Source organism: Serratia sp. CoH_134_PS_4 (assembly GCF_058190535.1).
Genome location: NZ_JBXWKI010000001.1, coordinates 463,826 through 490,264, shown reverse-complemented (window position 1 = coordinate 490,264; position 26,439 = coordinate 463,826). Strand labels below are relative to the sequence as shown.

Genomic DNA, 26,439 nt, shown 5'->3' with positions numbered 1-26,439 from the left:
CCAGTGTCCGGTACCTGCAATTCAGCGCCGGGCTATCGATTATCCCGCCGCAGAGTGGGAACACGGTCTTTAATCCCCTGAAAGTAAGAGGCAACAATGTATCCAGATACCCAACTCTATATTGACGGACAATGGCGCAACGCAGTTGCTGGCAAAACCACGCCGGTCACGAATCCCGCCACCGATGAGGTTATTGGCAACGTGGCTCACGCCACAGCAGCCGATCTCGATCTGGCGCTGACCGCAACCGAGCGCGGCTTCAAAATTTGGCGTGAAACCTCTGCCTATCAGCGGGCCAACCTGATGCGTAAAGCCGCAGCATTGTTGCGTGAACGTGCCGAGAAAATTGCCCTGACCATGAGCCAGGAACAGGGTAAACCGGTGGCGCAGGCCAAGGTTGAGATCCTGAACTCGGCAGACGTGATTGACTGGTTTGCCGGCGAAGCCAGCCGCACTTATGGCCAGATTATTCCATCCCGCAGTCAGGATGTTCAACAGCAAACGCTGAAGCTGCCGGTAGGCCCGGTTGCTGCGTTCACGCCGTGGAACTTCCCGATTAACCAGATTGTGCGCAAGCTGTCCGCCGCTCTGGCAGCCGGGTGTTCAATCATCATTAAAGGGCCGGAAGAAACCCCGGCCTCGCCGGCAGAGTTGATTCGCGCCTTTGCCGATGCCGGCATTCCCGCTGGCGTGATCGCGTTGGTTTACGGCACCCCAGCAGAGATTTCCGAATACCTGATCCCGCACCCTGGCATTCGCAAAATCTCGTTCACCGGTTCCACCCGCGTGGGCAAACACCTGGCGGCGCTGGCGGGTCAGCACATGAAAAAGGCCACCATGGAGCTGGGCGGTCATGCCCCAGTGCTGATTTTTGACGATGCCGATCTCGACACCGCGGCGAAAGAGCTGGCACTGGCCAAGTTCCGTAATGCCGGACAGGTCTGCATTGCACCGACCCGTTTCCTGATCCAGCAAGGCGTTTATGAAGCCTTTGTCGAGAAATTCACCGCAGCAGTACGCGATATCAAGCTGGGCAACGGTCAGCAGGACGGTGTGACCATGGGGCCAATGGTGCTGCAACGCAGCGTAGATGCCATAGAAGCCTTCGTGAAAGATGCCATTACCGAGGGAGCCAAAGCCACCACCGGCGGAAAACGTGTAGCAGGCCCTGGCAATTTCTTTGAGCCGACGGTGTTGCGCGACGTCCCCTTGAGTGCTCGTGCGATGTCTGAAGAGCCGTTTGGCCCGGTCGCCCTGCTGCGGCCATTTGCAACCTATGAGGAGGCTATCGCCGAGGCCAATCGCCTGCCTTACGGTTTGGCAGCCTACGCGTACAGCCGTAGCATCGCGACCGTGAACGCGTTGGGACGCGATGTGGAAAGCGGCATGCTCAGCATTAACCACATTGGTTTTGGCCTGCCTGAAACGCCGTTTGGCGGGGTGAAAGACTCTGGTCACGGCACCGAAGGCGGCAGCGAAGCGATCGAATCTTACCTGGAAACCCGCTTTGTCACCGTCGCGGGCCGTTAATTAACCTAAGCGAAAAAAATGCCCCGTTCTCACGGGGCATTTTATCATCGGGCCTTGTCGAACAGTTCCCGTGCCGCCGGGGTTAAACCCAGCATATGGATGCAGGCATGTACCATGCCCGGCAGCCGTTCACAGCGCACCGCAACCCCGTCCTCCCGCAGACGCCGGGCATAATCCTCCGCCTCATCGCGCAACGGATCATACTCGCAGCTCAATATGGTTGCCGGGGGCAACCGGCTTAACGTTGCTGCATGCAAGGGTTCTGCGTAAGGCTCTGGGTGATCGCGCTCTTCAGGCAGATACTGACGCCAGCAAAATTCCATCACTTCCCGCGTCAGAAAATAGCCTTGTGCGTAGTCGACGTAGCTGGCCGTATCCATAGCCCGGCTCAAGGCCGGGTACAGCAACAGCTGATGTTCAATCTGCGGGCCATCCCAGTCGCGAGCCAATAGCGCAACGGCCGCGACCAGATTCCCCCCCGCGCTGTCACCACCAACCGCGATACGTGTGGCATCGAATCCCCACGCATCCGCCTGTTCAATCACGCCGCACAATGCCTGATACACGTCATCCAACGGCCGTGGATAGGGATGTTCCGGTGCCAAGCGATAATCAACCGACAGGATCATGCGGCCTGTGGCATTGGCCAGTGCCTGGCAAGGCTGGTCATACAGCGCCAGTGAGCCCAGACACCAGCCGCCACCGTGGGCGTACAACATTGCCGGTATGGGGGCGCCCGCATCCACGCCCAATGGCGTGTAAGCACGAATAGCAATATTGTGCCCGTCGCTGGCGGTGACCCATCCGTTCTTGATCCCGCCACTGGCCTCGGGCTCACCTTGCAACTGCAACAGCCCGTTTTCTGCTGCCGCACGCATCTCAGACAGAGATTCCGATGCGGTTGCCTGCGCCGCGTCCGCCAGGAAGTGGGCAATCTGCGGATTAAGCGGCATCAGTCTGACCCTCCAGCAAGAAAGGTACCACCAACGCAATAAACGCCTCATGGGACTCTTCGGTAATGAAATGCCCGCACCCGGCAACCGTTTCACCACGCAGGTTAGTTGCGTTATCGCGCAAGGTGACAAAAGGCGCATCTCCGGTGGCGTGCTCGGCCCCAATGGTCATCACCGGCATGGTCAGGCGGGTTTCAGCCCGACGCTGATTTTGCCGTATGGTTTCCGGAATGGCGCGGTAGTAATCAAAACCGGCCCGCAGGCTACCCGGTGCCGAATAGGCCGTGATATACGTTTCCGCCGCGACCCGATCGCGGCGATAAGACCAACGATTAAATATATAGCTGAGGTACTCTCGCTCACGGCCCAACGTCAATGCCTCCGGCAGGTCCGTCAGTTGGTTGAACATGAAGTGCCACAGGAAAATGTTCTGGTCGGCGGGCACAAAAATCGGCGGTGCCGGTGCAAGCCCAGGGATCACCGCCTCCGTCAGTACCACCCCCGTGACCGCCTGTGGGAAGTCACTGGCCATCGCGTACCCGATCCACATCCCTATATCATGACCGACCAATTGATAACTCGGGTACCCAAGCTGCAGCATGGTCTGGTGCAGCGTGGCGGCGACACTGCCGGTGTCATAGCCGCCCACAGGCTTGTCTGAATCCCCGATACCCGGTGGATCTACCGCGATGGCTTTAAAACCGGCTGCCGCCAGCGCTTGCATAACATGCCGCCAGGTGTACCAGGTTTGTGGCCACCCAGGAATCAACAGCACCGGGCGACCTTCGCCAAGCGTTACACAGTGAATTCGGTTGCCATTTACCCGCGCATAGACGTGTTCTGGCTCAGGTCCATGTTGCGTGGACCCGTTATTTTGCAGTGTCATCGGTGTTCTCCGTGAAGGATTAAGGTGGCTCAGCGCAGGCCAAGCAAAGCATTGATTTGTTGTTGGTCAACCGGTGCGCCGGCAAAATCATCAAACACCTTGTCGGTGACGTTGATGATATGGTCACGAATAAAGGCTGCGCCTTCACGGGCACCGTCTTGCGGGTGTTTCAGGCAGCATTCCCATTCCAGCGTTGCCCAGCCTTGATAACCGTGCTGCGTCAGCCGTGAAAATATGCCCTTGAAATCCACCTGCCCATCGCCCAGCGAGCGGAAACGCCCTGCGCGTTCAGTCCAGGACTGATAACCGCCGTAGATCCCCTGCCGACCGGTCGGATTAAACTCCGCGTCCTTGACGTGGAACATGCGAATAAAATCCTTATAAATATCAATATAATCCAGATAGTTAAGTTGTTGCAGCACGAAGTGACTCGGGTCGAACAGTATCTGACAGCGCGGATGGCCGCCAACGCGCTGATGGAACATTTCGAAGGTCACGCCATCGTGCAAATCTTCGCTGGGATGAATTTCATAGCACAGGTTCACCCCTTGCTCGTCACAGGCATTGAGTATCGGCAGCCAGCGCTTGGCCAACTCATCGAAGGCCGTTTCAATCAGCCCCGCCGGTCTCTGTGGGAACGGGAACAAATAGGGCCAGGCCAGTGAACCTGAAAACGTGCCCATCTCAGTCAGCCCCAGTCGTGCAGAGGCTTTGGCCGCCAACAGGAGCTGCTGGTGCGCCCACTCACCGCGTGCCTTCGGATTGCCGTGTAAAGCCGGTGGCGCAAAGCTGTCACATAACGCGTCATAAGCCGGATGTACCGCCATCAGCTGACCAAAAATGTGGGTGGTCAGTTCGCTGACCTCCAGCCCATGTTCTGCCAACATACCGACCAGATCGTCGCAATACGTCTGGCTTTCTGCGGCCGTTGCCAAGTCAAACAGGCGGCTATCCCACGCGGGGATTTGCAGGGCTTTAAAACCGGTTTTCGCGGCCCAGTCGGCTATCGCCGGCAGGCTGTTAAAGGGGGCAGCGTCGTCGCTGAATTGTGCGAGGTGCAGGCTTGGACCTTTCAGGGTTTTCATCGTAAACTCCTATTGTTTGTCGATCGACAAACAATATGCTTAAATACATTCCTCAGCAAGCGAATTTTAAAAAATCGTTGGTATTAAGGTGGATTTAAGCGATCCTATTTCACTGAAAGATCGGCAAATAAGGGTAGATGAATGGCAGGCAGACCACGCGAATTCGACCGCGAACAGGCATTAGTGAAGGCACGTGACCTCTTTTGGCGACAGGGTTATGAAGGTACGTCGATGTCGGATTTGGTTGCCGAGCTGGGCATTGCCTCCGCACGTATTTACAAGGCGTTTGGTTCAAAAGAGCTTTTGTTCCGTGAAGCCATTGCCTGTTATGAAAGCCATGAAGGTGGGTTTGCCGATCGCGCATTCAGTGAAGAAAGCAGTGTGCATACGGCAATAAAACGCATGTTATACGACGCCGTGGCACTCTATAGCCGCGCTGATGCACCCCAAGGCTGCATGGTGGTTTCCTCTGCAACCAGTGTCAGCGACGAAAACGCCAGTATCAAAACCTGGTTGGCAGAACACCGCCGGTTGCGCACTCAGGGCATTATTGAGCGCCTGAAGGCTGCGGTAATCGCGGGCGAACTGCCACCCGAAACCGATGCCGAAAGCCTCGGTGATTATTTTGCCGTCTTCCTGCACGGCTTGTCGGTGCAGGCTCGCGACGGCGTCACGGAGGCACGTCTGCTGGCGGCGGTGAACGTGGCGCTCACCGCGCTTGGCAACGGCGAATAACCTTCTGATTACTGCGGGTGCGTCGCGTTCTTTACAAAATCCGCAATATAAGGATTGGTATTTTCTGGCTTATGAGTCAAGGCAACCTGATACAGGATCGGCTCCCCAATAAGTTTGCAAAAAGAAACATTTGCCCATCCATTTTTTTGCATAAACTCCGGGACAAGACTGACCCCTAACCCCGAAGCAACCAGGCCGACAATCGTTTCCATCTGCAATGCTCGCTGGACAACCTCTGGAATAAACCCTTCCTTTTCACAGGCCTCCGTAATAGAACGATAGAGGCCAGGCCCTTCCTGCTCCGGGAATAATACCCAGGGTTCCCCCGCCAGAGCAGCAAGCGGCAGAGCACCGCTTGCGTTATCCGGGTGTTTTTTTGGCAAAACGGCAACCAACGGACAGCTAAAAAATCGGTGATAAGAGAGTTTCTGTATTGCGTATTCAGGAACGGGTAACACCACAATGCCAACGTCAAGCGAATCATCCAGAATGCCTGCCACCTGACGTGCGGTTGTCATTTCTTTCAACTCAAGAACAACCTTCGGGCAGGAGACGTGAAAACGAGCAATCATGTCAGGAAGCAAATGTCTGATGGCAGTGGCCACAAAACCGATACGCAAAGTCCCTGTCATTCCCTCGCCAGCACGTCGGGCCAACAACATCGCCCTTTCCATCTGCATGAGCGTCGCTACCGCTTCCTTCTGCAACACCTTTCCTGCTGGGGTCAGTGCCGTGATTCGATTTGTTCGCTCAAAAAGCCGGGTACCCAGCGTCTCTTCCATATGACGGATCGCTTTTGTCAGCGGGGGTTGAGCCATATGTAAACGCTCTGCTGCTTTCCGCATATTCATTGTTTCCGCAACAACCAGAAATTGGCGCAACTGACGCAGGGTGAGCATATCGCGATACCTTTAATGTATTAAGAAAGCACCACAATAGTATTAGACACATCATGGAAGCCACATGAATATACTCCCTGTATATATTCGTGGAGCAGAAAGGACAATGAACATACTCAGATCATTATCACTGCCTTACCGAAGCATAAATATGCTGGCAGCCTTCCTGATGATGTCGGCATCATGCGCGCTAGGCGCGTCAGAAGAAAATGACCTATCCAACCCGATCAGCCGCACAGAGAGGTATGTTGCACTTGAGAATGGAGAACGGCTCCACATTAGGGAAGTCAGACTGAAATCAAGCAGTACGACACCACTTTCGCCGGTTCTACTGATTCATGGTGCCCGTGTTCCCGGTATCGCCTCTTTTGATCTGCCCGTTAAGGGCGGCTCTCTGGCAGCAGACCTGGCACAGACAGGGCTTCAGGTGTATATCCTTGATCTGCGGGGGTATGGGTTATCAAGTCGGCCAGTTGAAATGGATGCACCGCCTGACCAGTCAATGCCGTTGATACGCACTGCAGATGCCGTAAACGATATCGCCCACGCCGTACGTGCTATTCAAACATGGAATGGTTCCCCCCGCATTAGTCTCCTGGGATGGGCAACCGGGGGTCACTGGGCAGGCGCTTACGCGTCGCAGTACCCCCAGAATGTTGAACGACTGGTTCTTTATAATACGCTTTATGGCGGAAGCGCCCATCACCCGTCACTGGGATATGGCTCGCCACTGGAAGACCCGCGGAATCCCGGGCATTTCAACACGGCAAAATTTGGCGGATGGAGCCTGAGCACGCGAGACAGTCTGTTTGTTGTCTGGGATAAAAGCATTCCCATGCTGGATAAAACTCAGTGGCGAGATGAAACGGTTAAACGCGCTTACGGTGATGCGGCTCTGGCATCGGACAAAACGTCACAACGCAGAACACCGCAAAGTTTCAGGGCGCCAACAGGTGCAATGGCTGACAGCTTTGAACTGGCCACGGGCAAAAAACAGTGGTCCGCAACAGCATTAACTAACGTTCCGGTGTTGGTTATCCGCTCTGAGCGGGACTTCTGGAGCCGGCCCGAAGATGCTGCGGCCATCATGAAAGATGCCCCCCTGGCAGAGATGCTGGCCATTCCTGAAGCCACACATTTTGTCCATCTTGATCGGGATAACGCCGGTAGAAAACGCTTTCTCGAGGGCGTTGTCACATTTCTGGCGCAACCGCATTGATCGGTAAGTGGGGCCCCTCTGCCTAGAGGGACTCCGCCCTGGTTCCCCTGCTCGGTAGAGGCACATGAGCCTCATGGTGCTTTGCTCATTGAATGACCGAAATAGTCTTGAACTCGCTAAAAACACCTTAAGTGACCAGCCTTAGGCAGCAGGCGTCCCCTTCGACAGAAACGACGGTACTCAATCTTCCGGCAGATCGAAGATCACCAGCGTGCCCTCGCTGCCCGGTAATACGCGGTGTGGCACGCCAGCAGAAGCCTGATATAGCTGGCCGGCCCTCACCACAATTTCGTCCCCCGCCACCTGCAACCGCAGTTGGCCGCTGATCACCAGGAGGCCTTCGTTGTAATCATGCACTTCTTCCTCACTGCTACGCGAGTCCATGCGCAGCACTTTGATGTTGGCCGAGCCGACATGTCCCAATACGCGGGAACGCCATGCCTGCGGAAGACCGGCTGCCAACGCGGTAAGATCGAACAATGACATAAACCCTTTCACTCACAAGCAGCGCCCATCGCGCTACCGCAATGTACCCTCTCCCGCGCAGACAGTTAAATAACCAATGCTTTTAACCTATAGCCAAGCGCCTCAAACCGGCACCCGGCGGCTAATTTCAACAACCTGATCGCTGGGCAAATAGTAATAATCGGTTACGTGCATACCGTTGCGCACCATCAATGCAAAAATGTTGCGCTGCCACGCCGGTAATCGGTCATTGGCCTCGCGGCGTACCACGGTTTCATGCCCCAGGTAATAGGTCGCGTCATCAAAATTCAGCCCGGTTTTCTGCGCCTCTGCATGGCGTAATAAGCGGGGAATATGGGGCCGCTCCATAAAACCGTAGCTGGCGATTCCGCACCAGAACCCCGGTGACTGTTGTCGGATGACCAACCGCTCGGCATTCGCTACGCGGGGTTCGTTGACGATCATAATATTCAGTGTCAACACGGTGGCGTGCAGCGAACCGTTACGCTTAACGTGCCACTTCATCACCGGCGGCGTGCCATTTAGCGTACGAGTAAGAAATATTGCAGTGCCGGGTACACGGGGAATTTTTTGCTCTTCAAGGTGTGCCAGGAAATCCGTCAACGGCACGCTTTTTTCCCCCAAGGTACGGGAAGCCGCGATCACCCCGCGATGCCAGATTAGCATTACGCCGTACACCAGAGTGGCCAACAGCAACGGGACATAACCACCCTGCATTACCTTGCTGAGGTTGGCCAACAGGAAACTGAGATCGACGATAAAAAAGCCGCCTGCCACCAATAAACTGGTGACCACTCCCCATCGCCATACCTCTCGCATCGCCACAAACAGCAGCCCGGTGGTCATGATCATGGTAAGCGACACGGCGATGCCGTAAGCGGCAGCCAAATTATCGGATGACTTGAAGAACACCGTCAGGAAGACGGTGACCGCCATCAGCAACCAGTTGATGGCACCGATGTAGATTTGCCCGTAGCTTTCCTCCGTGGTCTGTTTCACCTGCAGGCGTGGCAGCCAGCCAAGCTGGATCGCCTGACGGGTCATGGAGAAAGCCCCGCTGATGATAGCCTGGCTTGCGATGATGGTGGCCAACGTCGCCAGGATAACCAGAGGGATTTGCAGCACCGGCGGACACAGGCGGAAGAAGATATTTTGGGTCACGTCGGCGCCAGACAGAATGAGCGCAGCCTGCCCGGCATAGTTCAGCAATAGGCTGGGGAAAACGATGCCAAACCACGCGAGCCAGATCGGCTTTTTGCCAAAATGCCCCATATCGGCGTACAGCGCCTCTGCACCAGTGACACAGAGGAAAACGCCACCGAGCACCAGAAAGCTGGTCACCCCATTAGAGAACAGGAAGTTAACGCCGTACAAAGGATTCAACGCCATCAGCACCGCAGGATGCTGGATAATCCCCCAAATGCCCAAGGCCGCGATGGAAAAAAACCACAGCGCCATAATCGGCCCAAACACCCTACCGATGCGTGCAGTGCCGAGCGGTTGAATAGCGAACAGGCTGACCAAGATGGCCACCGCCGCCGGCAAAATATAGGGCTGCGATTCGGGCAGAACAATGTTCAACCCTTCCAGCGCCGACAGTACGGAGATCGCCGGGGTGATCGCCCCATCGCCGTAGATCAATGCCGCACCAAACAGGCCGGCAAACAGCACCATTGGGCGGGAGCTGGTCTTACTGACCAACAGCGACATCAAGGCCATGATGCCGCCTTCGCCACGGTTATCAATACGCATCGCGAACATTGCGTATTTCAACGACGTAACGATCACCAGTGTCCAGAAAATAAGCGACAACAACCCAAGAATCACGGGTACCGAGGGGGTATCGCCAGAGAGAAACAGCACCGTTTTGAAGGTATACAAGGGGCTGGTACCAATATCACCAAACACCACACCCAGTGCGCCACCTGCCAACAGAGTTAAGCTCGACTTGTTGGGTTGTTCCGTGTCACTGCCGGCAGACATAACGTAATCCTCTTTGAAAATCGAACGGTCATCCTGTCTTAGTCTATGAATTATTATCGCTTCCCCCCAGCAAAGCTACTGCACGATCACGATAATCTGAATTGTCATCCGCCATCGGTACACTGTGGCATAACAGCCACTGAAACGACGTCTGCTGAGTAACGGTTTAAAAATGCCGGTTGGTAATGGTCTATAGTCGTTGTGCTGCCATTACCCTCAAAACTCGACCAATTTTGGTTTAAAGAGAGGTTAGATGAACGTCAGGCTCAATATACACGCCTCCGCCCGGCGTTTACTGCCCAACGGGTGGGATGTTATCGCCTTCCCGATGATTATCGGCACTATCGCGATGATGGCTGTTGGCCTGCATCAAACGATGCAGCCAATCATGACGCTAAAAACCCAGGCCATCTCTCTTGATCCCGCTAACCTGCCTGAATATGCCCTGCGCACCACCTTGCGCATGCTTATCGCCATGGTGGCAGCGCTGATATTTTCCTTGGTTTACGGCACGCTGGCAGCCAAGAGCCGCCGTGCGGAAAAAGTGCTGGTGCCTATTCTCGATATTCTTCAGTCGGTGCCGGTACTCGGTTATATTTCCTTTACCGTGACCTTCTTTATCGCACTGTTTCCCGGCAGGGTGTTAGGCGTCGAACTCGCCGCCATCTTCGCGATTTTCACCAGCCAAGCCTGGAATATGACCTTCAGTTTTTATCAATCACTGCGCACCGTGCCACGTGATTTACTGGAGGTGTCGCGCGGTTTTCATTTGAGCCCCTGGCAGCGTTTTTGGAAGCTGGATGTGCCGTTTTCAATGCCGGGCCTGATCTGGAACATGATGATGTCGATGTCTGGCGGCTGGTTCTTTATCGTGGCGTCTGAAGCCATTACGGTCGGTAATAACACCTTTACGCTACCCGGTATTGGCGCCTACCTCGCACAGGCGATACTGAGTAAAGATCTGCACGCGGTCGGTTGGGTATTGCTCACCATGACCGTGGTGATTTTGGCTTATGACCAGTTGTTGTTCCGCCCATTGGTGGCGTGGGCAGACAAATTTCGCATGGAAACCACCCGCTCAGCCCATGCGCCAAACTCGTGGGTGCTGAACCTGATGCGCCGCACGCGACTCATTCACCTGTTATTGACGCCTTTGGGTGCACTTCTGGCCAAGACCGCACGCCTGCGGCTCAATCTGCCGACAATAAGACGCCGCCGAGCCAGCAACGTGCAACGGCAAAAACGCTCGCGCCTGATCGACCTGTGCTGGAGCGGCCTGCTGATCCTGCTGACGATCGCCATTGCTTATCACGTGATCCTTTATGTGCAAACCGGGGTGACGCTGGCGGACGTTGGCCATGTGTTGGTACTGGGTCTCATTACGTTGTTGCGCGTCACCGTACTGATCGCTATTTCATCGCTGATCTGGGTGCCGCTCGGGGTGCTGATTGGGCTGCGCCCTGCGTTGGCCGGCAAAATTCAGCCTATTGCCCAATTTCTGGCCGCCTTCCCAGCCAACCTGTTGTTTCCCGTATTCGTCATCACCATTGTGCACTTCCACCTCAATCCGGATATTTGGCTGTCGCCACTGATCGTGCTCGGTACCCAATGGTACATCCTGTTCAACGTGGTCGCGGGCACCAGCGCCTTCCCCAACGACTACCGAGAAGCCGCTGCCAACTTCCATATTCGTGGTTGGCAATGGTGGCGTCAGGTCATGCTGCCCGGCATTTTCCCTTATTACATCACCGGTGCCATTACCGCCTCAGGTGGCGCCTGGAACGCCAGCATCGTGGCAGAGTTCGTACAGTGGGGCAGCACGCAGGTCACGGCACATGGACTGGGCGCCTACATCGCACAAACCACCACCGCGGGCGACTTCCCTAAAATCATTTTGGGCATCGCCGTGATGTCGCTATTTGTCACTCTGTTCAATCGCCTGCTGTGGCGTCCGCTGTATGCCTACGCCGAATCCCGATTCCGCATCGATTAAGGAAGCGTTCAGATGTCAGATCCAGAAAACAGGGTAGCGCCGCTCGCCGGCACGGAAATTTTAGCGGTAAAGCACATCGACCACGGCTTTAACACGACGCACAGCGAACTGCTGATCCTCAATGACGTTAATCTGTCTTTACGGGCCGGGGAGATTGTCGGGTTGCTGGGGCGGTCTGGTTCCGGTAAATCAACGTTGCTGCGGATCATTGCCGGGTTGATCGAGCCCACATCAGGCACGGTTGACTATCTTGGCCAACCGTTAAGCGGCCCGGCCAAAGGCATTGCCATGGTGTTTCAGACCTTCGCCCTTTTCCCCTGGCTCACCGTATTGCAAAACGTGGAGGCGGGACTGGAAGCCTTGGGTGTTGCCGCCAATCAACGGCGTGAGCGTGCGCTGGCCGCGATTGACCTGATCGGTCTGGACGGCTTTGAAAACGCCTACCCGCGTGAGCTTTCAGGCGGCATGCGCCAACGGGTCGGCTTTGCCCGGGCCTTGGTGGTGGACCCAACGCTGCTGTTAATGGATGAGCCCTTCTCCGCGCTGGATGTGCTGACGGCGGAAACACTGCGTACCGACCTGCTCGATTTATGGAACCAGGGCCGTATGCCGATTAAGTCCGTGTTGATCGTGACGCATAACATTGAAGAAGCGGTGTTTATGTGTGACCGAATTTTGGTGCTGTCCTCCAACCCCGGACGGGTCGTTGCTGAAATCAAGGTGCCGTTCAGCCACCCACGTAATCGGCTGGATCCGTTATTCCGCCGCCTGGTGGATGACGTTTACGCCAAAATGACCGTCAGACCGGTGGATGAGAGCGTTAAAAAAGGCCTGAAGCTTGGCACGCGTTTACCGCATGTTTCCACCAACCTGATTGCCGGTCTGATAGAAACGTTGGCTGCCGCGCCTTATTTCGGCCGCGCCGACATGCCGGACATCGCTCATTCGCTCCACCTGGAAGTGGATGATCTATTCCCGATCGCCGAAGTGCTGCAATTTTTGGGTTTCGCAGATGTCCGTGAAGGGGATATTTTTCTGACACCCTCAGCGCGAACCTTTGCCGACTACGATGTCCAGGCACGTAAAGTCATGTTCGCCGAGCATTTACTGCGCTACCTGCCGCTGGCCGCGCTGATCAAAACTGTGCTGGACGAACGTCCGGGCCACCGTGCGCCGCGTATGCGCTTTGAGCAGGAACTGGAGGACTCGCTGTCTGACGCCGCGGCGAAGGAGACACTGGACACCGTCATTAACTGGGGACGTTATGCGGAAATCTTTTCCTATAACGATCAGACCGAGTTTTTCAGCCTGGAAGACGTCGAATTCTGAATCAAATTTGGCGCGGGGTGTTCAAACCCCGGCCTCTTTCAACAACCAGCGTTGCAGATCCAGTCCCTCCGGCGACAGTTCACTGTCTTGCCGCACGCACAGGTAATAATCACGGCCGTCGTCGATCGCCAGATCGAACAGCTTAACCAGTTCACCACTGTTCAGGTAAGGCGTGATCAATGGCTCGCGCATCAGGGCGCACCCCAGCCCGGCCTGCACTGCCGCCAAGGTCAATAAACCGTCTTCAAACATCGGGCCAGTGCTGCGTAAGGGGCGCCGCGCCCCGGCTAGCTGAAACCACTGCATCCAGGTCGTGCGTTCTTCATCATGCAACAGCGGCAGCGGCGAGAGTTGATCTGGCGTATCGAACACCCCGTGTAGCTTGATAAAATCCCGGCTGCACACGGGCACCATTTTACCGGACATCAGTTTTTCACTGCGATAACCTGTCCATTGCCCGGCACCAAAACGAATCGAAATATCCGCAGCGTCACTGAGATAGTTACGGTGATTAGCGTACACCACGTTAATGTCGGTCTCGGGGTTCTCACGTAGAAAACCCTGTAGCCGTGGAATAAACCACCCCATGCCAAACAGCGGGATCAGACTGATGGTCACCTGTCGGGATGCTGATTGCTCTCTCACCTGCTCCGTCGCCTGACGCAGTACGTTAAACGCCGAGCGTATCGAACGGTAATAGTCCCGCCCTTCATTACGCAGGATCAGCTTACGCCCTTGGCGTTCGGTCAGCGGCATCTGCAGAAATGCCTCCAGGGTTTTGAGCTGATGGCTCACCGCCGAGGGTGAAATCCCCAGTTCTTTCGCTGCGCCGGTAACGCTGCCCAAGCGGGCAATAGCCTCAAATGCCCGTACAGCACGAAGCGGCGGATCGTTGGGTAACGGCACTGCGTATTGTTCTGTTTTTTTCATATATTGGCTATTTTTGTGAAAATACAGCGAAGGTTTAAAATTAATATACAGATAAATCAACCTATTAAAAACACGCGTTTTTTGTATAAGAAATTATTTTTCCGTATTTTACAATTTTTTTTAATTCTCTAGTGTGAGCGTCCTGAATCATTATTTTTCGGGACTCTCCCCTATGGATACGCTGATACAGCAGACCGTCAACGGCCTGATGCTCGGCAGCATTTATGCGTTGATCGCCCTGGGCTACACCATGGTTTACGGCATCCTGCGCATCATCAATTTTGCCCACGGTGATGTGTTGATGGTTGGCACACTCAGCGCACTGTCCGCCATCGGCGTGTTACAGCACCATTTTCCTGCGCTGTCGCCGTATGCCGTGCTGCTGCTGGCGGCACTTATCGCCATGGCGGTCTGCGCCCTGGTATCGATGAGTATCGAGCGTCTGGCCTATCGCCGCCTGCGCAATGCGCCGCGCCTAGCGCCCCTGATCAGCGGGATTGGCGTTTCGCTGCTGCTACAAACGTTGGCCATGCTTATCTGGTCGCGCAATCCGTTGATGTTCCCGCAACTGTTACCCATGTCCCCTATCGCGCTAACTCAAGGCAGCGCTGAACACGCACCGGCGGTGATCACCGGGACGGGCATCGCCACACTGGTCGTTGCCGTACTGGTGATGGTCGGGCTGTTGTTCTTGGTCGAACACTCACGCTTTGGCCGCGCCATGCGCGCCACGGCTGAAAACCCCCAGGTCGCCAGCCTGATGGGTATTGATCCCAACCGCATCATCATTCTGACCTTTGCCCTTGGCGGTGCTCTCGCAGCCGTGGCAGGCATCATGATGGCCAGTAACTACGGCAATGCCGGTTTCTCCATGGGCTTCCTGCCCGGCATCAAGGCCTTTACGGCTGCCGTACTGGGTGGGATCGGCAATCTGCGTGGCGCGATGCTCGGCGGATTACTGCTAGGGCTGTTTGAATCACTGGGCACCGGTTATCTCGGCGAACTGACCGGCGGGACTTTCGGCAGCAACTATCAGGATGTGTTTGCCTTCCTGATTTTGATTGCCGTGTTGGTGTTCCGCCCATCCGGGCTGCTAGGCGAACGCGTCGCTACCCGCGCCTGAGGACAAAAATGACTATTCTGACCACCATGATACATACCGACAGCCCACACCGCGCCAGACTCGGCGTAGTCTTGTTTATGCTCGGCCTGGTGCTGGCCCCCTGGGTGGCCGGTGCCGCAGGCGGCAACTATTGGGTACGGGTGATCGATTTCGCACTGCTGTACCTGATGTTGGCACTGGGGCTGAACATCGTGGTCGGCCTCACTGGCCTGCTGGATATGGGGTTTATCGCTTTTTACGCGGTAGGCGCCTATCTGACCGCGCTGTTATCATCTCCACATTTGACCGAACAGTTCCCGCTGCTATTGCACTGGTTCCCGAATGGCCTGCATCTGTCGATTTTGTTACTGATCCCCTTGTCTGCACTGCTGGCAGCGCTGTGCGGCATTTTGCTGGGGGCACCCACGCTGCGGCTTCGCGGTGACTATTTGGCCATCGTCACACTGGGTTTCGGCGAGATCGTGCGTATTCTAATGCGTAATCTGGATCGCCCCCTCAACATAACCAATGGCCCGAAGGGGATTTCCGGCATCGATCCCGTCTCATTGTTTGGCCTGACGTTTTCCGGCATGCACCAATGGTTTGGCCTGCGTTTTTCGTCGCTCTACCTCTATTACTATCTGTTCGCCGCATTGCTGTTGCTGATCCTGTTTATCTGTCTCCGCCTGCAACATTCGCGAGTTGGCCGCGCCTGGACCGCCATTCGCGAGGATGAAGACGCTGCACGCGCCATGGGCATCAATACGCGTAACTTCAAGCTGCTGGCATTTGCCATTGGTGCCACCTTTGGCGGTATTGCCGGGGCGCTGTTTGCCGCGTTTCAGGGGTTTGTCTCGCCAGAGTCCTTCACCTTGCAAGAGTCTATCGCCGTCTTGGCCATGGTGGTTTTAGGCGGAATGGGCCACATACCCGGCGTGATCCTCGGCGCTTTGCTACTGGCCGCGCTGCCAGAATTGCTGCGCAGTACCATGGGGCCACTGCAACAGGCGTTATTTGGGCAGGTCTGGATCGATCCGGAAATTATCCGCCAACTGTTTTACGGGCTGGCGTTGATTCTCGTGATGCTCTATCGCCCTGCGGGCTTGTGGCCGGCACGCCACCCACAAGGGGCAACGTCATGACGCCACTCCTCACGCTCAGTAACGTCAGTAAACGCTTTGGCGGGCTCACCGCTGTCGATGACGTCAGCATCAGTATTCGTCAGGGGGAGATTTACGGTCTGATTGGGCCGAACGGTGCAGGAAAAACCACCAGTTTTAACCTGATCACCGGCCTGTATCGCGCCGACAGCGGCGAATTCCGTTTACAGGAACGCCGCTACAAACCACAGGCGATAGATAAAGTGGCGCAAGCCGGTATTGCGCGTACCTTCCAGAATCTGCGGTTGTTCAATGAAATGAGCGTGTTGGAAAACGTGATGGTCGGCTGTCATCTGCGTACCCGCAATGGGCTCTGGGCGGCAATTTCACGCCACCGTCGCGCGCGGCAAGAAGAACAGGCAACGCGGGAGAAGTCCTACGCGCTGCTGGAGTACGTCGGCATCAGTCAATTTGCCGATTACCGCGCCGGCGATTTGTCCTATGGCCATCAGCGTCGGTTGGAAATTGCCCGCGCATTGGCCACCGAACCCAAATTGCTGGCCCTGGACGAACCGGCGGCAGGCATGAATGCTGCCGAGAAAGTGGCGTTGCGCGATCTGCTGCAACGTATCCGCGAAAGCGGCAAAACCCTGCTGTTGATCGAACATGACGTCAAGCTGGTGATGGGATTGTGCGACCGCCTGACGGTACTCGACTACGGCAAAGTTATTGCCGAAGGCGAACCTGCTCAGGTACGACGCGAACCTGCCGTGATCCGTGCCTATCTGGGAGGGGCTGCCCATGTCTGAACCGTTACTGGCAGTCAAACAACTAAAAGTGTCCTACGGCGGTATTCATGCCGTTAAAGGCATCGATTTTTCGGTGAACAGCGGCGAACAGGTGACATTGATCGGTGCCAACGGTGCCGGAAAAACCTCCAGCCTGCGAGCACTAACGGGCCTGCAGCCCTTCGGGGGCGAGATCCTGTTTGAGGGACGCTCTATTCGCGGCGTACCGACACATCAGTTATTGCAACAAGGGCTGGTCATGGTGCCGGAAGGACGCGGTATTTTTGCCCGCATGACGGTACTGGAAAACTTGCAGCTCGGTAGTTATTTGCGACGTGATAAAGCGGCAGTACGTCAGGACCTGGAACAGGTTTGCACCCTTTTCCCACGTCTGCGCGAACGGTTGCAACAGCAGGCCGGGCTGCTTTCCGGCGGCGAGCAGCAAATGGTGGCAATGGGCCGCGCCTTGCTCAGCCGCCCCCGGCTGTTGGTGTTGGATGAACCCTCGATGGGTTTGGCACCCATTGTGGTCGAAGCCATTTTTGAGGTCATCAAACGCCTTTCTGGTGACGGTGTCACGCTACTTTTAGTAGAACAAAATGCCCGGCTGGCGCTGGCATCAACCGACCGCGCCTATGTGCTGGACAGCGGCAGTGTGAGCCACTGTGGACGCTCTGCCGACATGTTGGATGATGAAAAAATCAAACAAGCCTATTTGGGTGAATAACCTTTTTATTTTTAATCACACCGGGAGCTTTACATGAACCAGATAACTCGCTTGAAGCCGCTGGCACTTGCCGCCGCCGTTTTGGTTAGCCTGAGTGCGGCATCACCGGCTCTGGCCGATGAAACTATTCTGATCGGCCTGGCGGGTCCGTTGACGGGCCCTTCCGCGCGCATCGGCAAAGATTTAGAGAACGGCGCGCAGCTGGCGATCGCCGATGCCAATGCCCAAAAACCCACGCTGAAAGGCAAACCGGTCGTCTTTAAACTGCTGTCAGAGGACGATCAGTCCGACCCACGTACTGCGGTTGCCGTAGCCCAACGCTTGGTGGACGAAGGCGTCGCGGGTGTGGTGGGCCACTGGAACACCGGTACCAGCATACCGGCAGCACGCATTTACCACGATGCCGGCATTGCCCAGGTCGCGCCCGTCGCCACCGGCCACGGCTATACTCAACAAGGGTTCGATACCAGCTTCCGCGTGATGGGCCATGACGATGACGGTGGCAATTACGCGGGTGAATATGCGACCAAGGTACTCAAGGCCAAGCGTATTGCGGTAATAGATGACCGTACCGCCTTCGGACAAGGGTTGGCAGATGAGTTTATCAAGTCACTGGCGGCGCAAGGAATTCAGCCGGTAGCGCGTGAATATGTCGACGACAAGACTGTCGATTTCAGTGCGGTATTAACCACCCTGCGCAGCAAGAACGTTGATCTGATCTTCTTCGGCGGTGTTGATTCTCAGGCCGCTCCTCTGGCCCGTCGCATCAAACAACTGGGGATGAACACCCAATTAATGGGTGCCGGTGGTTTTGTCAGCCAGACGTTCCTGACGCTGGCGCAAAAAGAAGGTGAAGGCGTCGTCGCACTGGAGCCCGGTTTGCCGCTGGAACAGATGCCAGGCGGCAAGGCCTTTGAGCAGGCCTACCGCGACCGCTACAAAACCCATATCGAACTGCATGCACCGTTCGCCTACGACGCCACCCGGGTATTGATTGCTGCCATGGAGCAAGCGGGATCTGCCGATCCAGCCGATTACCTGCCGGCATTACGCACCCTTCATTATCAAGGTGTTACAGGCACCATTGCATTCGATTCGCAGGGCAACCTGCAACAGCCGAGCTTCACCCTTTATCGGGTCGTTGATGGCAAATGGCAGCCGCAGAGCGTACTGGGCGGCGCAAAAACACAATAAGAAATCCGCAAGGCAATGAGGAGCAAGGCGATGAGCGATGCAAAAAACGAATTGGGTATTCTGGCCCGGCGACGCATAGAGGCGGAAATCATTAAACCGATCTATCAGATTCTGGTGCGTGAGATAGGCAAGGAACGCGCACAGGCGGTGATCGGCGAAGCCATCGAAAACGCCGCCATTGAGGCGGGCAAAAACTTTGCTGCGCAGGAGCCGAATGGCGCTGATTTGCAGAGTTTCGCCGCCTTGCAATACCTGTGGGAAAAAGACGATGCGCTGCAGGTAAAGGTGATCTATCAGGACGAACAACATTTCGACTATAACGTTACCCGCTGCCGCTATGCCGAGATGTACCATCAAATGGGATTGGGCGAAATCGGCCATTTGTTGTCTTGCGCGCGCGACAGCCAGTTTATCGTTGGCTATGCGCCGGATGTCGAGCTGCAACGTACCCAAACCATTATGTCCGGTGCGTCCTGCTGTGATTTCCGCTATGCGACCAAACCGCAGGGAGAGAAGGAATGACACAACGGGTGAATGGTGAGCGCCTGTGGCAAAGCCTGCGTGATATGGCACAGTTTGGCGCCATCCCGAAAGACGGCGTCACCCGGCTGGCGTTGAGCGAAGAAGATCGCCTGGCACGCGACCAGTTGCGTGACTGGGCACTGGAAGCCGGTTGCAGCGTGCGGGTCGATCGCATGGGTAATATGTTTCTGCGCCGTGAAGGTTCTCGCCCAGAACTGGCGCCGGTGATCACCGGTTCCCACGTTGACTCTCAACCCAACGGAGGACGTTTTGACGGCATTTATGGCGTGCTCGCCGGTCTGGAGGTGATCCGTACTCTCAACGATCGCCAGATCACCACGGAACGTGCCGTTGAGGTCGTTAACTGGACTAACGAGGAAGGCGCACGCTTCGCCCCGGCGATGATCTCCTCGGGGGTGTTTGCTGGCGTATTTGACTTGGCGTACGGCCTGTCGCGTCGCGACGATCAGGGTGTCAGCATCGGTGAGGCATTGCAGCAAATCGGTTATGCGGGTGAACATGCGGTAGGCGGAATGCCGATTCACGCCGCCTTTGAACTGCACATTGAGCAAGGGCCGATTCTTGAAGCAGAAAACATTGAGATTGGCGTGGTGACAACGGCGCAAGGGCAACGTTGGTATGAACTGGAAATCACCGGTTTTAGCGCCCATGCAGGTACCACACCGATGGATCGCCGTCGCGATGCCCTGCTCGGTTTTGCCGCCATGGTTATTGCCGTCAATAACATCGGTACGGATTTCATGCCCGACGCCCGCGCCACGGTGGGCATGGCACAAATTAGCCCCAATTCGCGCAATGTGGTACCCGGTAAGGTGTTTTTCAGCGTCGAATTCCGCCATCCGCAAGAGAGGGTACTGGAACAGATGGAACAGCGGCTGTTAGCGGCCGTAGCCGAGGTTGGTACCAAGGGTCTGAGCGCCCACGCCGAACGTATTTTCCAGTATCAACCGATACGCTTTGATCAAGGTTGCATCGACAGCATTCGGCAAGCCGCACGGTCACTGGGCTATTCCCACCGCGATATGGTTTCCGGCGCGGGTCATGACGCCTGCTATCTGAGCCGGGTTGCGCCGACGGCGATGATCTTCATTCCCTGCGTGGAAGGCATCAGCCACAACGAACTGGAAAATATTTCCCGCGAATGGTCGACAGCCGGTGCCAACGTACTGCTTAACGCATTACTGGCGCAAACCCATGCCTGAACACATTGCCCCGGCCCTTTGGTCGGGGCAATAAAAAATATTCAACAAACTGGTTGAATATTCGCCTGCCTGTTCTATATTCAACCATATGGTTAAATTATCTTCCTCACAGCTGGACGCCATTTTCCGAGCGCTTTCTGATCCAACGCGTCGCGCGATACTGCGTACGTTGGCCGATGGAGAGCACAGCATTGGTGAACTGGCCGCGCCGTTGCAGATGTCGTTTGCCGGCGCCTCCAAGCATATCAAAGCACTGGAGCTTGCTGGGCTGGTGCAACGCACCGTGCAGGGAAGAAACCATATCTGCCGGCTTGAACCCGAGCCAATGGCACAAGCCATGCAATGGCTGCAAACCTACGAGCATTTCTGGACAGAGCGGCTGGATGCGCTGGAAATCGCGCTGCTGCAGCCCGAACCGAATCCTCCCAAGGAGTGAACCATGAACGACTACGGCATGATTATTGAAACCGGCACGCTGCGCATTCAGCGGCTGCTTCCCGGCCCGATCGAGCGAGTATGGGCCTATCTGACGGAATCCGACAAACGCGCCACCTGGCTGGCCGCCGGCGATATGAAACTGGAAAATGGTGCCCAGGTTGAGCTGGTGTTCCACAATTCTGACCTCACCGGCGAGCATGAACAAACACCGGCCAAATATAAAAACCTTGGCTGCAGCGTCAGCAATATCGGTCACATCACCTGCCTTTTCCCCCCACGCCTGCTGAGCTTTACCTGGGCGGAACAAGGACAGAGTCGCCCTTCCGAAGTGACCTTTGAACTGACTGAACAGGGAAATGCCGTGCTGTTGACGGTGACCCATCGCCGCTTGGCTAACCGCGACGAAATGCTCAGCGTCGCCGGAGGCTGGCACACGCATTTGGATATCCTGGTCGATCGCCTGCATGATCGTCAGCCACAGCCGTTCTGGAGCACCCACGCCAAGTTGGAAGAAGAGTACCGGGCCAGACTCTAGTCAGCTTTCATCCCGGCGTCTGAACGCCAGATAGCCGGTCACCAGCGTAAAACCGCCGACCAGCAACACCAGCAAAATAAAGCCGTGGTGGTTGCTGGCCAGCGGGATCCCTCCCACGTTCATCCCGAAGAAACCCGCAACGATATTGATCGGCAGCGCCAACACGGTGATCACTGTCAGGGTATAGAGCGTACGGTTATTCTGTTCCATCTGCTTGGCGCCAATCTCCTCCTGCAACAGACGAATGCGCTCGGTAAGACTGGCGAGATCGTTCAACACCACGGTAAATTCTTCCGTGAATTGGCGCAGATCTTGTACCACGTCGCGGCTCAACCAGGCCGGTGGCCGGTTGAGCAAACGGAACAGCGCCGCAGGTTCCGGTGCCAGTAAACGCTGAAAACGCAGCAGCATACGGCGCATACGCCCCAGTTCTGTACGGTTTCGTTTAACGTGATTACTCAATAGGCGGTCTTCGATGGTATCGACATACTGGTTGGCCTGTCGCACCACCTGCTCAAGCACATCTTCCTGTTCTTCCAGCAGATGCGCCAGCAGTTCGGTCGAGGATGTCAGTTGTAGCGGCCCCAACCGGCTCAGCAACCGTTCGATTAAACGCAGCGGCTTGTGCCGTACCGTGACCACCAGCCCGCTACGGCAATACAGCCATAACGTCGCGATCTCTGGATTGTTTTCTTTAGGGTGAAAAATCACGTCGTTGAGCACGGCAAACAGATCGTCGCCCTGACGTTCAATACGCGTGGTATGTGAACCATGACGGATCTCATCGAAGAAAAAGTCGGAAATAGCGAAGTGATTTTTCAGCCATTTCTCAGCGGCTGCATGGTTCAAATTGAGATGTAACCAGATAAAACCCTCACCCGGTGACAATGTCTGATAAGCCTGACAAGCCTGCTGCGATGAAACGCGTAGCGGCGGCTCTGCCGTGCGGAATACGTGGCCATAAATCAGCCCGGTGACCTCATCATCAAAATCAAGTTTGTGCAATTTTTCCGCAACCGTTTGAGCCATAAATCTTTATCCTGAATAACCACACCAATTAATAATCAGCTCCAGCATTTATATCAATCTTTAAATGCCAACGTTAATTATTTTCACTTTTCCCGATGATTAATATTACCGTCATAAAAAAGTCACATTGTTTCCCAATACTTTGATGGCAACAGCGTACGGCTCCGTCAGTATTCTAAATGAAGTTTATCGGGAAGGTCCTTTATGAGCGAAAACAGCGCCGTTCAAGCAGGTGCACCATCTGCATCCAGCCTGCCAAAAATCTACCAAAAGAACAGTCGACTCACTGTTCTTTTTTTTGTGTTTTTATTAGTACTGGGGATAGCTTTTGCCAGGGTTAATTTATTTAACGACGTGAGTGATGCGGGTGCGGTATATACCAGTTACCTCCCGTTCCTTTTATTAGGATTAGCGCTACTGATTGCATTGGGCTTTGAATTCGTTAATGGTTTTCATGACACGGCCAATGCCGTTGCCACGGTGATTTATACCCACTCATTGTCGCCGATGGTGGCGGTTGTCTGGTCAGGCTTCTTTAATTTTCTCGGCGTGCTGCTTTCCAGCGGCGTGGTGGCGTTCGGTATCATTTCGCTGCTTCCCGTCGAGCTGATCTTACAGGCTGGCACCGGTAACGGCTTCGCTATGGTTTATGCGCTGTTGTTCTCGGCGATTATCTGGAACCTCGGTACCTGGTGGCTCGGGTTACCTGCCTCGTCATCTCATACGCTGATTGGCTCAATCATCGGCGTTGGGGTGGCCAATGCGCTGATTCACGGCCGCACCGGCACCAGCGGCGTAGATTGGGGACAGGCAATCAAAGTGGGCTACGCTCTGTTGCTTTCGCCGGTGATCGGCTTTGTGTTTGCCGCATTATTGCTGCTGGCGCTGAAAGTCTTTGTCAAAAACCGCCAGCTGTATACCGCCCCTAAAAACGACTCGCCGCCGCCGTTGTGGATCCGCGGTTTACTGATCCTGACCTGTACGGGGGTTTCCTTTGCTCATGGGTCCAACGATGGGCAAAAAGGAATGGGTTTGATCATGCTGATCCTGGTCGGCACCATGCCCATTGCCTATGCGCTCAACCGCTCAATGCCACCCGAGCAAATCCCGCGGGTCGCCGCACTGGCAGAAGTCACCAAAAACCAATTGCTGAGTCAGTTTCCGGCCGTCAACCAGGCACAACCGCGCGACGTGCTGACCGGCTATGTGCGGACCAGCGAACTTTCCCCCGACGTCGTGCCTGCACTGGCCCAATTGACCGGCGCCATTGGCGATCAAATCCGCCAGTACGGTTCGGTCGACAAGATCCCCGCTCAGGCCGTGTCTAATACCCGTAACGATATGTATCTGGCATCGGAAGTCATTAAACACCTGAAGTCGGAAAAACAACTTCACCTATCCGCCGACTCGCAGCGCAATCTGGATGCCTTGAAAAGCGATCTGGATAGCGCCACCCGCTTTATCCCGTTCTGGGTCAAAGTGGTCGTGGCCATTGCCCTCGGGCTGGGCACCATGGTGGGCTGGCGACGTATCGTCGTGACCGTGGGCGAGAAGATCGGTAAAAGCCATCTCACCTATGCCCAGGGGGCCAGCGCCGAGCTGGTGGCGATGACCACCATCGGGGCTGCGGACATCTTTGGGCTGCCGGTTTCCACCACGCATGTGCTGTCATCCGGCATCGCCGGCACCATGGCAGCCAACCGCTCCGGTCTGCAAATGTCTACCCTGCGTAACCTGCTGATGGCCTGGGTCTTGACGTTACCGGCCTCGGTGCTGCTTTCCGCTGGGCTGTACTGGATTTTCAACCATTTCTAAAACCGGGCTAACACGGAGAATTAACCATGTCTATGCATGAATTTAACCGCGACGAGAGCTTCAACCAGCGCTTGCTGCAAGAATTTTACGACAGCTATGACGAAGAGCTGGAAATGGAACTGGACGATCTGCGCTTTGACGATACCGAAGTGGACAGCGACTCGAAAAAGGCGTGGCGCAAACAGTACTTCCGCGAATTGCTGCGCTTACAGGGGGAACTGGTCAAACTGCAGGACTGGGTTATGCGTACCGGCCATCGGCTGGTGATCATTTTTGAAGGCCGTGACGCTGCGGGCAAAGGTGGGGTGATCAAACGCATCACTCAGCGCCTGAACCCGCGCACCTGCCGTGTGGCTGCACTGCCGGCCCCTAACGATCGCGAACGTACCCAGTGGTATTTCCAGCGTTTTATTGCCCATCTGCCGGCCGCAGGCGAAATGGTACTGTTCGATCGCAGCTGGTACAACCGTGCCGGGGTGGAGAAAGTGATGGGCTTTTGCAGCGACGAAGAATATGAAGAGTTCTTCCGCAGCGTGCCAGAGTTCGAGAAAATGCTGACGCGCAGTGGCATTCAGATAGTGAAATACTGGTTCTCAATCACCGACGACGAGCAAGAGTTGCGTTTTCTCAGCCGCATCCACGACCCATTGAAGCAATGGAAACTCAGCCCGATGGATCTGGAGAGTCGCCGCCGCTGGGAAGACTATACCGAGGCCAAAGAAGTCATGTTAGCACGCACTAACATTCCTGAAGCCCCCTGGTGGGTAGTTCAGGGTGTCGACAAGAAAAAGGCGCGGCTAAATTGCATCAGTCACCTGCTTGAGCAACTGCCCTATGAAGAAGCGGAGGGCAACGTGATCACCCTGCCACCACGCAAACGCAGCCCGGATTACAACCGTCATCCGGTTCCGGACACTATGGTGGTTCCAGAAGTGTATTGATGTCTATAGGGAGGCGGTACGCCGTCTCCCTGCGTTTTTCTCGCTACAATACCCCTCCAAGATTCCTGACCCGTTGTATCAACACCCTATTTTCTCCACATTTGCTGTGCAGACTCTTTCTGATACTCATTCATCAGTCAGGATCATAGTTACGGTTGCCATGTCTTTATTTAATTCCACTGTTCGCGTTCACGCATGCCGCTTCGGCGCCCTTTTGGTTCTTGCTCTGCTCTTCCTGCTGCCTGCCGCACAAGCCGCTGCGCCGCTGGCGCTGCACTCGACATCCGTGTTGGTCGTCAATCAACGAACCGGTAAAGTCCTGTATCAGAAGAAGGCAAACCGCGTGCAACCCATTGCCTCGCTGACCAAGTTGATGACAGCCATGGTTACGCTGGACAGCAAACGTCCACTGGGTAACAGAATGCAGGTCACGCCATCGGACCGCGATCTGTTAAAGAAAACCCACTCGCGCCTGACCATCGGCTCAACGCTCAGCCGCCGGGATATGTTGCACATCGCGTTGATGTCATCGGAAAACCGTGCCGCGTCGGCGCTGAGCCGCAATTACCCCGGCGGTCGTAAAGCCTTTGTGGCAAAAATGAACCAGAAAGCACGTGCCATCGGCATGAAGCATTCACACTTTTACGATCCGACCGGACTGACCCCAAGAAATGTCGCCAGTGCCAACGATCTGCTGAAAATGGTTAATCATGCCTACCGTTATCAGACCATTCGGCGTTTTAGTACTGACAAACAGCAAATCGTACACCCTGGCCGAGGCCAGTTGGTTTATCGTAGCTCCAATGGGTTAATCAACAATCCCGCCTGGAAAATCCAGTTGCAAAAGACCGGGTTCACCGACGAAGCAGGCCATTGTCTGGTCATGCGGACCCTCATCAAAGGGCAGCCGGTGGTCATGATCCTGCTCGGTTCCCAGCAGCGCTACGGTCACTATAGCGACGCCATTCGCCTGAAAACCTGGCTGGAATCCTGATCC

Annotated in this window: 25 protein-coding genes; 17 read left to right on the top strand and 8 right to left on the bottom strand. The window is 55.5% G+C overall.

The features are described 5' to 3' along the window. Positions 1-96 precede the first annotated feature (96 nt). Complete coding sequence (locus AC2FCQ_RS02335) at positions 97-1,530, top strand: NAD-dependent succinate-semialdehyde dehydrogenase (RefSeq protein ID WP_404759568.1); 1,434 nt, start codon at positions 97-99, stop codon at positions 1,528-1,530. Positions 1,531-1,574: 44 nt separating this feature from the next. Here AC2FCQ_RS02335 and AC2FCQ_RS02330 read toward each other — a convergent pair whose 3' ends face one another. The 3 genes from AC2FCQ_RS02330 to AC2FCQ_RS02320 are packed head-to-tail and all read right to left on the bottom strand — an operon-like array spanning position 1,575 to position 4,454. Next, on the bottom strand, positions 1,575-2,483 hold the full coding sequence (locus AC2FCQ_RS02330) for an alpha/beta hydrolase (RefSeq protein ID WP_490307469.1): 909 nt from the start codon (positions 2,481-2,483) through the stop codon (positions 1,575-1,577). Next, a complete protein-coding gene (locus AC2FCQ_RS02325; RefSeq protein ID WP_490307468.1) occupies positions 2,473-3,369 on the bottom strand; it encodes an alpha/beta fold hydrolase in 897 nt (298 codons plus the stop codon). Before AC2FCQ_RS02325 ends, AC2FCQ_RS02330 begins: the two co-directional genes overlap by 11 nt. Before the next feature lie 29 nt (positions 3,370-3,398). Beyond that, complete coding sequence (locus AC2FCQ_RS02320; protein WP_490307467.1) at positions 3,399-4,454, bottom strand: sugar phosphate isomerase/epimerase family protein; 1,056 nt, start codon at positions 4,452-4,454, stop codon at positions 3,399-3,401. 141 nt (positions 4,455-4,595) lie between these two features. On the opposite strand from AC2FCQ_RS02320, the gene AC2FCQ_RS02315 reads away from it, so the two are divergent. Further along, entirely contained in the window at positions 4,596-5,189 is a 594-nt protein-coding gene (locus AC2FCQ_RS02315; protein WP_490307466.1) for a TetR/AcrR family transcriptional regulator, read from the top strand. Positions 5,190-5,197: 8 nt separating this feature from the next. On the opposite strand, the gene AC2FCQ_RS02310 is transcribed toward AC2FCQ_RS02315, so the two are convergent. Next, complete coding sequence (locus AC2FCQ_RS02310) at positions 5,198-6,088, bottom strand: LysR family transcriptional regulator (RefSeq protein ID WP_490307465.1); 891 nt, start codon at positions 6,086-6,088, stop codon at positions 5,198-5,200. 64 nt (positions 6,089-6,152) lie between these two features. On the opposite strand from AC2FCQ_RS02310, the gene AC2FCQ_RS02305 reads away from it, so the two are divergent. Beyond that, entirely contained in the window at positions 6,153-7,307 is a 1,155-nt protein-coding gene (locus AC2FCQ_RS02305; RefSeq protein ID WP_490307464.1) for an alpha/beta hydrolase, read from the top strand. A 180-nt stretch (positions 7,308-7,487) separates the two neighbouring features. On the opposite strand, the gene AC2FCQ_RS02300 is transcribed toward AC2FCQ_RS02305, so the two are convergent. Both AC2FCQ_RS02300 and AC2FCQ_RS02295 read right to left on the bottom strand, forming a co-directional pair. Then, positions 7,488-7,793 (bottom strand): cupin domain-containing protein, encoded by a 306-nt coding sequence (locus AC2FCQ_RS02300; RefSeq protein WP_404759561.1) that lies wholly within the window; start codon positions 7,791-7,793, stop codon positions 7,488-7,490. 102 nt (positions 7,794-7,895) lie between these two features. Beyond that, entirely contained in the window at positions 7,896-9,776 is a 1,881-nt protein-coding gene (locus tag AC2FCQ_RS02295; RefSeq protein WP_209633598.1) for a potassium transporter Kup, read from the bottom strand. Between the two features lie 253 nt (positions 9,777-10,029). Between AC2FCQ_RS02295 and AC2FCQ_RS02290 the strand changes: the two genes are divergently transcribed. Both AC2FCQ_RS02290 and AC2FCQ_RS02285 read left to right on the top strand, forming a co-directional pair. Then, a complete protein-coding gene (locus tag AC2FCQ_RS02290) occupies positions 10,030-11,769 on the top strand; it encodes an ABC transporter permease (protein WP_265553357.1) in 1,740 nt (579 codons plus the stop codon). A gap of 12 nt (positions 11,770-11,781) precedes the next feature. Further along, the gene (locus AC2FCQ_RS02285; protein WP_490307463.1) at positions 11,782-13,098 is read left to right on the top strand and encodes an ABC transporter ATP-binding protein; all 1,317 of its coding nucleotides are present in this window, start codon (positions 11,782-11,784) and stop codon (positions 13,096-13,098) included. A 21-nt stretch (positions 13,099-13,119) separates the two neighbouring features. Here AC2FCQ_RS02285 and AC2FCQ_RS02280 read toward each other — a convergent pair whose 3' ends face one another. Beyond that, complete coding sequence (locus AC2FCQ_RS02280) at positions 13,120-14,028, bottom strand: LysR substrate-binding domain-containing protein (protein ID WP_490307462.1); 909 nt, start codon at positions 14,026-14,028, stop codon at positions 13,120-13,122. A gap of 172 nt (positions 14,029-14,200) precedes the next feature. On the opposite strand from AC2FCQ_RS02280, the gene AC2FCQ_RS02275 reads away from it, so the two are divergent. The 9 genes from AC2FCQ_RS02275 (at position 14,201) to AC2FCQ_RS02235 (ending at position 21,657) form a co-directional block, all read left to right on the top strand. Continuing rightward, positions 14,201-15,151 carry a branched-chain amino acid ABC transporter permease gene (locus tag AC2FCQ_RS02275; RefSeq protein ID WP_490307461.1) on the top strand — a complete coding sequence of 317 codons (951 nt, stop codon included), beginning with the start codon at positions 14,201-14,203 and terminating at the stop codon, positions 15,149-15,151. Positions 15,152-15,159: 8 nt separating this feature from the next. Next, on the top strand, positions 15,160-16,272 hold the full coding sequence (locus tag AC2FCQ_RS02270; protein ID WP_490307460.1) for an ABC transporter permease subunit: 1,113 nt from the start codon (positions 15,160-15,162) through the stop codon (positions 16,270-16,272). Next, entirely contained in the window at positions 16,269-17,039 is a 771-nt protein-coding gene (locus tag AC2FCQ_RS02265; RefSeq protein WP_490307459.1) for an ABC transporter ATP-binding protein, read from the top strand. Before AC2FCQ_RS02270 ends, AC2FCQ_RS02265 begins: the two co-directional genes overlap by 4 nt. After that, positions 17,032-17,745, top strand: a complete 714-nt coding sequence (locus AC2FCQ_RS02260; protein ID WP_404759555.1) for an ABC transporter ATP-binding protein — start codon at positions 17,032-17,034, stop codon at positions 17,743-17,745. Before AC2FCQ_RS02265 ends, AC2FCQ_RS02260 begins: the two co-directional genes overlap by 8 nt. Before the next feature lie 33 nt (positions 17,746-17,778). Beyond that, entirely contained in the window at positions 17,779-18,939 is a 1,161-nt protein-coding gene (locus AC2FCQ_RS02255; RefSeq protein ID WP_490307458.1) for a branched-chain amino acid ABC transporter substrate-binding protein, read from the top strand. Between the two features lie 30 nt (positions 18,940-18,969). Beyond that, positions 18,970-19,461 carry an L-2-amino-thiazoline-4-carboxylic acid hydrolase gene (locus AC2FCQ_RS02250; RefSeq protein WP_209633615.1) on the top strand — a complete coding sequence of 164 codons (492 nt, stop codon included), beginning with the start codon at positions 18,970-18,972 and terminating at the stop codon, positions 19,459-19,461. After that, entirely contained in the window at positions 19,458-20,684 is a 1,227-nt protein-coding gene (locus AC2FCQ_RS02245; RefSeq protein WP_209633617.1) for a Zn-dependent hydrolase, read from the top strand. The genes AC2FCQ_RS02250 and AC2FCQ_RS02245 overlap by 4 nt, the downstream gene beginning before the upstream one ends. An 88-nt stretch (positions 20,685-20,772) precedes the next feature. Next, positions 20,773-21,120 carry an ArsR/SmtB family transcription factor gene (locus tag AC2FCQ_RS02240; RefSeq protein WP_209633619.1) on the top strand — a complete coding sequence of 116 codons (348 nt, stop codon included), beginning with the start codon at positions 20,773-20,775 and terminating at the stop codon, positions 21,118-21,120. Between the two features lie 3 nt (positions 21,121-21,123). Beyond that, the gene (locus AC2FCQ_RS02235; RefSeq protein ID WP_490307457.1) at positions 21,124-21,657 is read left to right on the top strand and encodes an SRPBCC family protein; all 534 of its coding nucleotides are present in this window, start codon (positions 21,124-21,126) and stop codon (positions 21,655-21,657) included. Here AC2FCQ_RS02235 and AC2FCQ_RS02230 read toward each other — a convergent pair whose 3' ends face one another. Continuing rightward, complete coding sequence (locus AC2FCQ_RS02230) at positions 21,658-22,686, bottom strand: transporter (RefSeq protein WP_209633623.1); 1,029 nt, start codon at positions 22,684-22,686, stop codon at positions 21,658-21,660. It lies immediately after the preceding gene. A gap of 204 nt (positions 22,687-22,890) precedes the next feature. Between AC2FCQ_RS02230 and AC2FCQ_RS02225 the strand changes: the two genes are divergently transcribed. The 3 genes from AC2FCQ_RS02225 (at position 22,891) to pbpG (ending at position 26,436) form a co-directional block, all read left to right on the top strand. Beyond that, a complete protein-coding gene (locus AC2FCQ_RS02225; RefSeq protein WP_490307456.1) occupies positions 22,891-24,501 on the top strand; it encodes an inorganic phosphate transporter in 1,611 nt (536 codons plus the stop codon). A gap of 26 nt (positions 24,502-24,527) precedes the next feature. Further along, on the top strand, positions 24,528-25,442 hold the full coding sequence (gene ppk2 / locus AC2FCQ_RS02220) for a polyphosphate kinase 2 (RefSeq protein WP_209633627.1): 915 nt from the start codon (positions 24,528-24,530) through the stop codon (positions 25,440-25,442). A 160-nt stretch (positions 25,443-25,602) separates the two neighbouring features. Then, complete coding sequence (gene pbpG, locus AC2FCQ_RS02215; protein ID WP_404759553.1) at positions 25,603-26,436, top strand: D-alanyl-D-alanine endopeptidase; 834 nt, start codon at positions 25,603-25,605, stop codon at positions 26,434-26,436. The last annotated feature ends 3 nt before the right edge of the window (positions 26,437-26,439 follow it).

Excerpts from the sequence above, each read along its gene's own strand:
- AC2FCQ_RS02335 (WP_404759568.1), top strand. The coding sequence starts at position 97 with ATGTATCCAGATACCCAACTCTATATTGACGGACAATGGCGCAACGCA.
- AC2FCQ_RS02330 (WP_490307469.1), bottom strand. The coding sequence starts at position 2,483 with ATGCCGCTTAATCCGCAGATTGCCCACTTCCTGGCGGACGCGGCGCAG.
- AC2FCQ_RS02325 (WP_490307468.1), bottom strand. The coding sequence starts at position 3,369 with ATGACACTGCAAAATAACGGGTCCACGCAACATGGACCTGAGCCAGAA.
- AC2FCQ_RS02320 (WP_490307467.1), bottom strand. The coding sequence starts at position 4,454 with ATGAAAACCCTGAAAGGTCCAAGCCTGCACCTCGCACAATTCAGCGAC.
- AC2FCQ_RS02315 (WP_490307466.1), top strand. The coding sequence starts at position 4,596 with ATGGCAGGCAGACCACGCGAATTCGACCGCGAACAGGCATTAGTGAAG.
- AC2FCQ_RS02310 (WP_490307465.1), bottom strand. The coding sequence starts at position 6,088 with ATGCTCACCCTGCGTCAGTTGCGCCAATTTCTGGTTGTTGCGGAAACA.
- AC2FCQ_RS02305 (WP_490307464.1), top strand. The coding sequence starts at position 6,153 with ATGAATATACTCCCTGTATATATTCGTGGAGCAGAAAGGACAATGAAC.
- AC2FCQ_RS02300 (WP_404759561.1), bottom strand. The coding sequence starts at position 7,793 with ATGTCATTGTTCGATCTTACCGCGTTGGCAGCCGGTCTTCCGCAGGCA.
- AC2FCQ_RS02295 (WP_209633598.1), bottom strand. The coding sequence starts at position 9,776 with ATGTCTGCCGGCAGTGACACGGAACAACCCAACAAGTCGAGCTTAACT.
- AC2FCQ_RS02290 (WP_265553357.1), top strand. The coding sequence starts at position 10,030 with ATGAACGTCAGGCTCAATATACACGCCTCCGCCCGGCGTTTACTGCCC.
- AC2FCQ_RS02285 (WP_490307463.1), top strand. The coding sequence starts at position 11,782 with ATGTCAGATCCAGAAAACAGGGTAGCGCCGCTCGCCGGCACGGAAATT.
- AC2FCQ_RS02280 (WP_490307462.1), bottom strand. The coding sequence starts at position 14,028 with ATGAAAAAAACAGAACAATACGCAGTGCCGTTACCCAACGATCCGCCG.
- AC2FCQ_RS02275 (WP_490307461.1), top strand. The coding sequence starts at position 14,201 with ATGGATACGCTGATACAGCAGACCGTCAACGGCCTGATGCTCGGCAGC.
- AC2FCQ_RS02270 (WP_490307460.1), top strand. The coding sequence starts at position 15,160 with ATGACTATTCTGACCACCATGATACATACCGACAGCCCACACCGCGCC.
- AC2FCQ_RS02265 (WP_490307459.1), top strand. The coding sequence starts at position 16,269 with ATGACGCCACTCCTCACGCTCAGTAACGTCAGTAAACGCTTTGGCGGG.
- AC2FCQ_RS02260 (WP_404759555.1), top strand. The coding sequence starts at position 17,032 with ATGTCTGAACCGTTACTGGCAGTCAAACAACTAAAAGTGTCCTACGGC.
- AC2FCQ_RS02255 (WP_490307458.1), top strand. The coding sequence starts at position 17,779 with ATGAACCAGATAACTCGCTTGAAGCCGCTGGCACTTGCCGCCGCCGTT.
- AC2FCQ_RS02250 (WP_209633615.1), top strand. The coding sequence starts at position 18,970 with ATGAGCGATGCAAAAAACGAATTGGGTATTCTGGCCCGGCGACGCATA.
- AC2FCQ_RS02245 (WP_209633617.1), top strand. The coding sequence starts at position 19,458 with ATGACACAACGGGTGAATGGTGAGCGCCTGTGGCAAAGCCTGCGTGAT.
- AC2FCQ_RS02240 (WP_209633619.1), top strand. The coding sequence starts at position 20,773 with ATGGTTAAATTATCTTCCTCACAGCTGGACGCCATTTTCCGAGCGCTT.
- AC2FCQ_RS02235 (WP_490307457.1), top strand. The coding sequence starts at position 21,124 with ATGAACGACTACGGCATGATTATTGAAACCGGCACGCTGCGCATTCAG.
- AC2FCQ_RS02230 (WP_209633623.1), bottom strand. The coding sequence starts at position 22,686 with ATGGCTCAAACGGTTGCGGAAAAATTGCACAAACTTGATTTTGATGAT.
- AC2FCQ_RS02225 (WP_490307456.1), top strand. The coding sequence starts at position 22,891 with ATGAGCGAAAACAGCGCCGTTCAAGCAGGTGCACCATCTGCATCCAGC.
- ppk2 (WP_209633627.1), top strand. The coding sequence starts at position 24,528 with ATGTCTATGCATGAATTTAACCGCGACGAGAGCTTCAACCAGCGCTTG.
- pbpG (WP_404759553.1), top strand. The coding sequence starts at position 25,603 with ATGTCTTTATTTAATTCCACTGTTCGCGTTCACGCATGCCGCTTCGGC.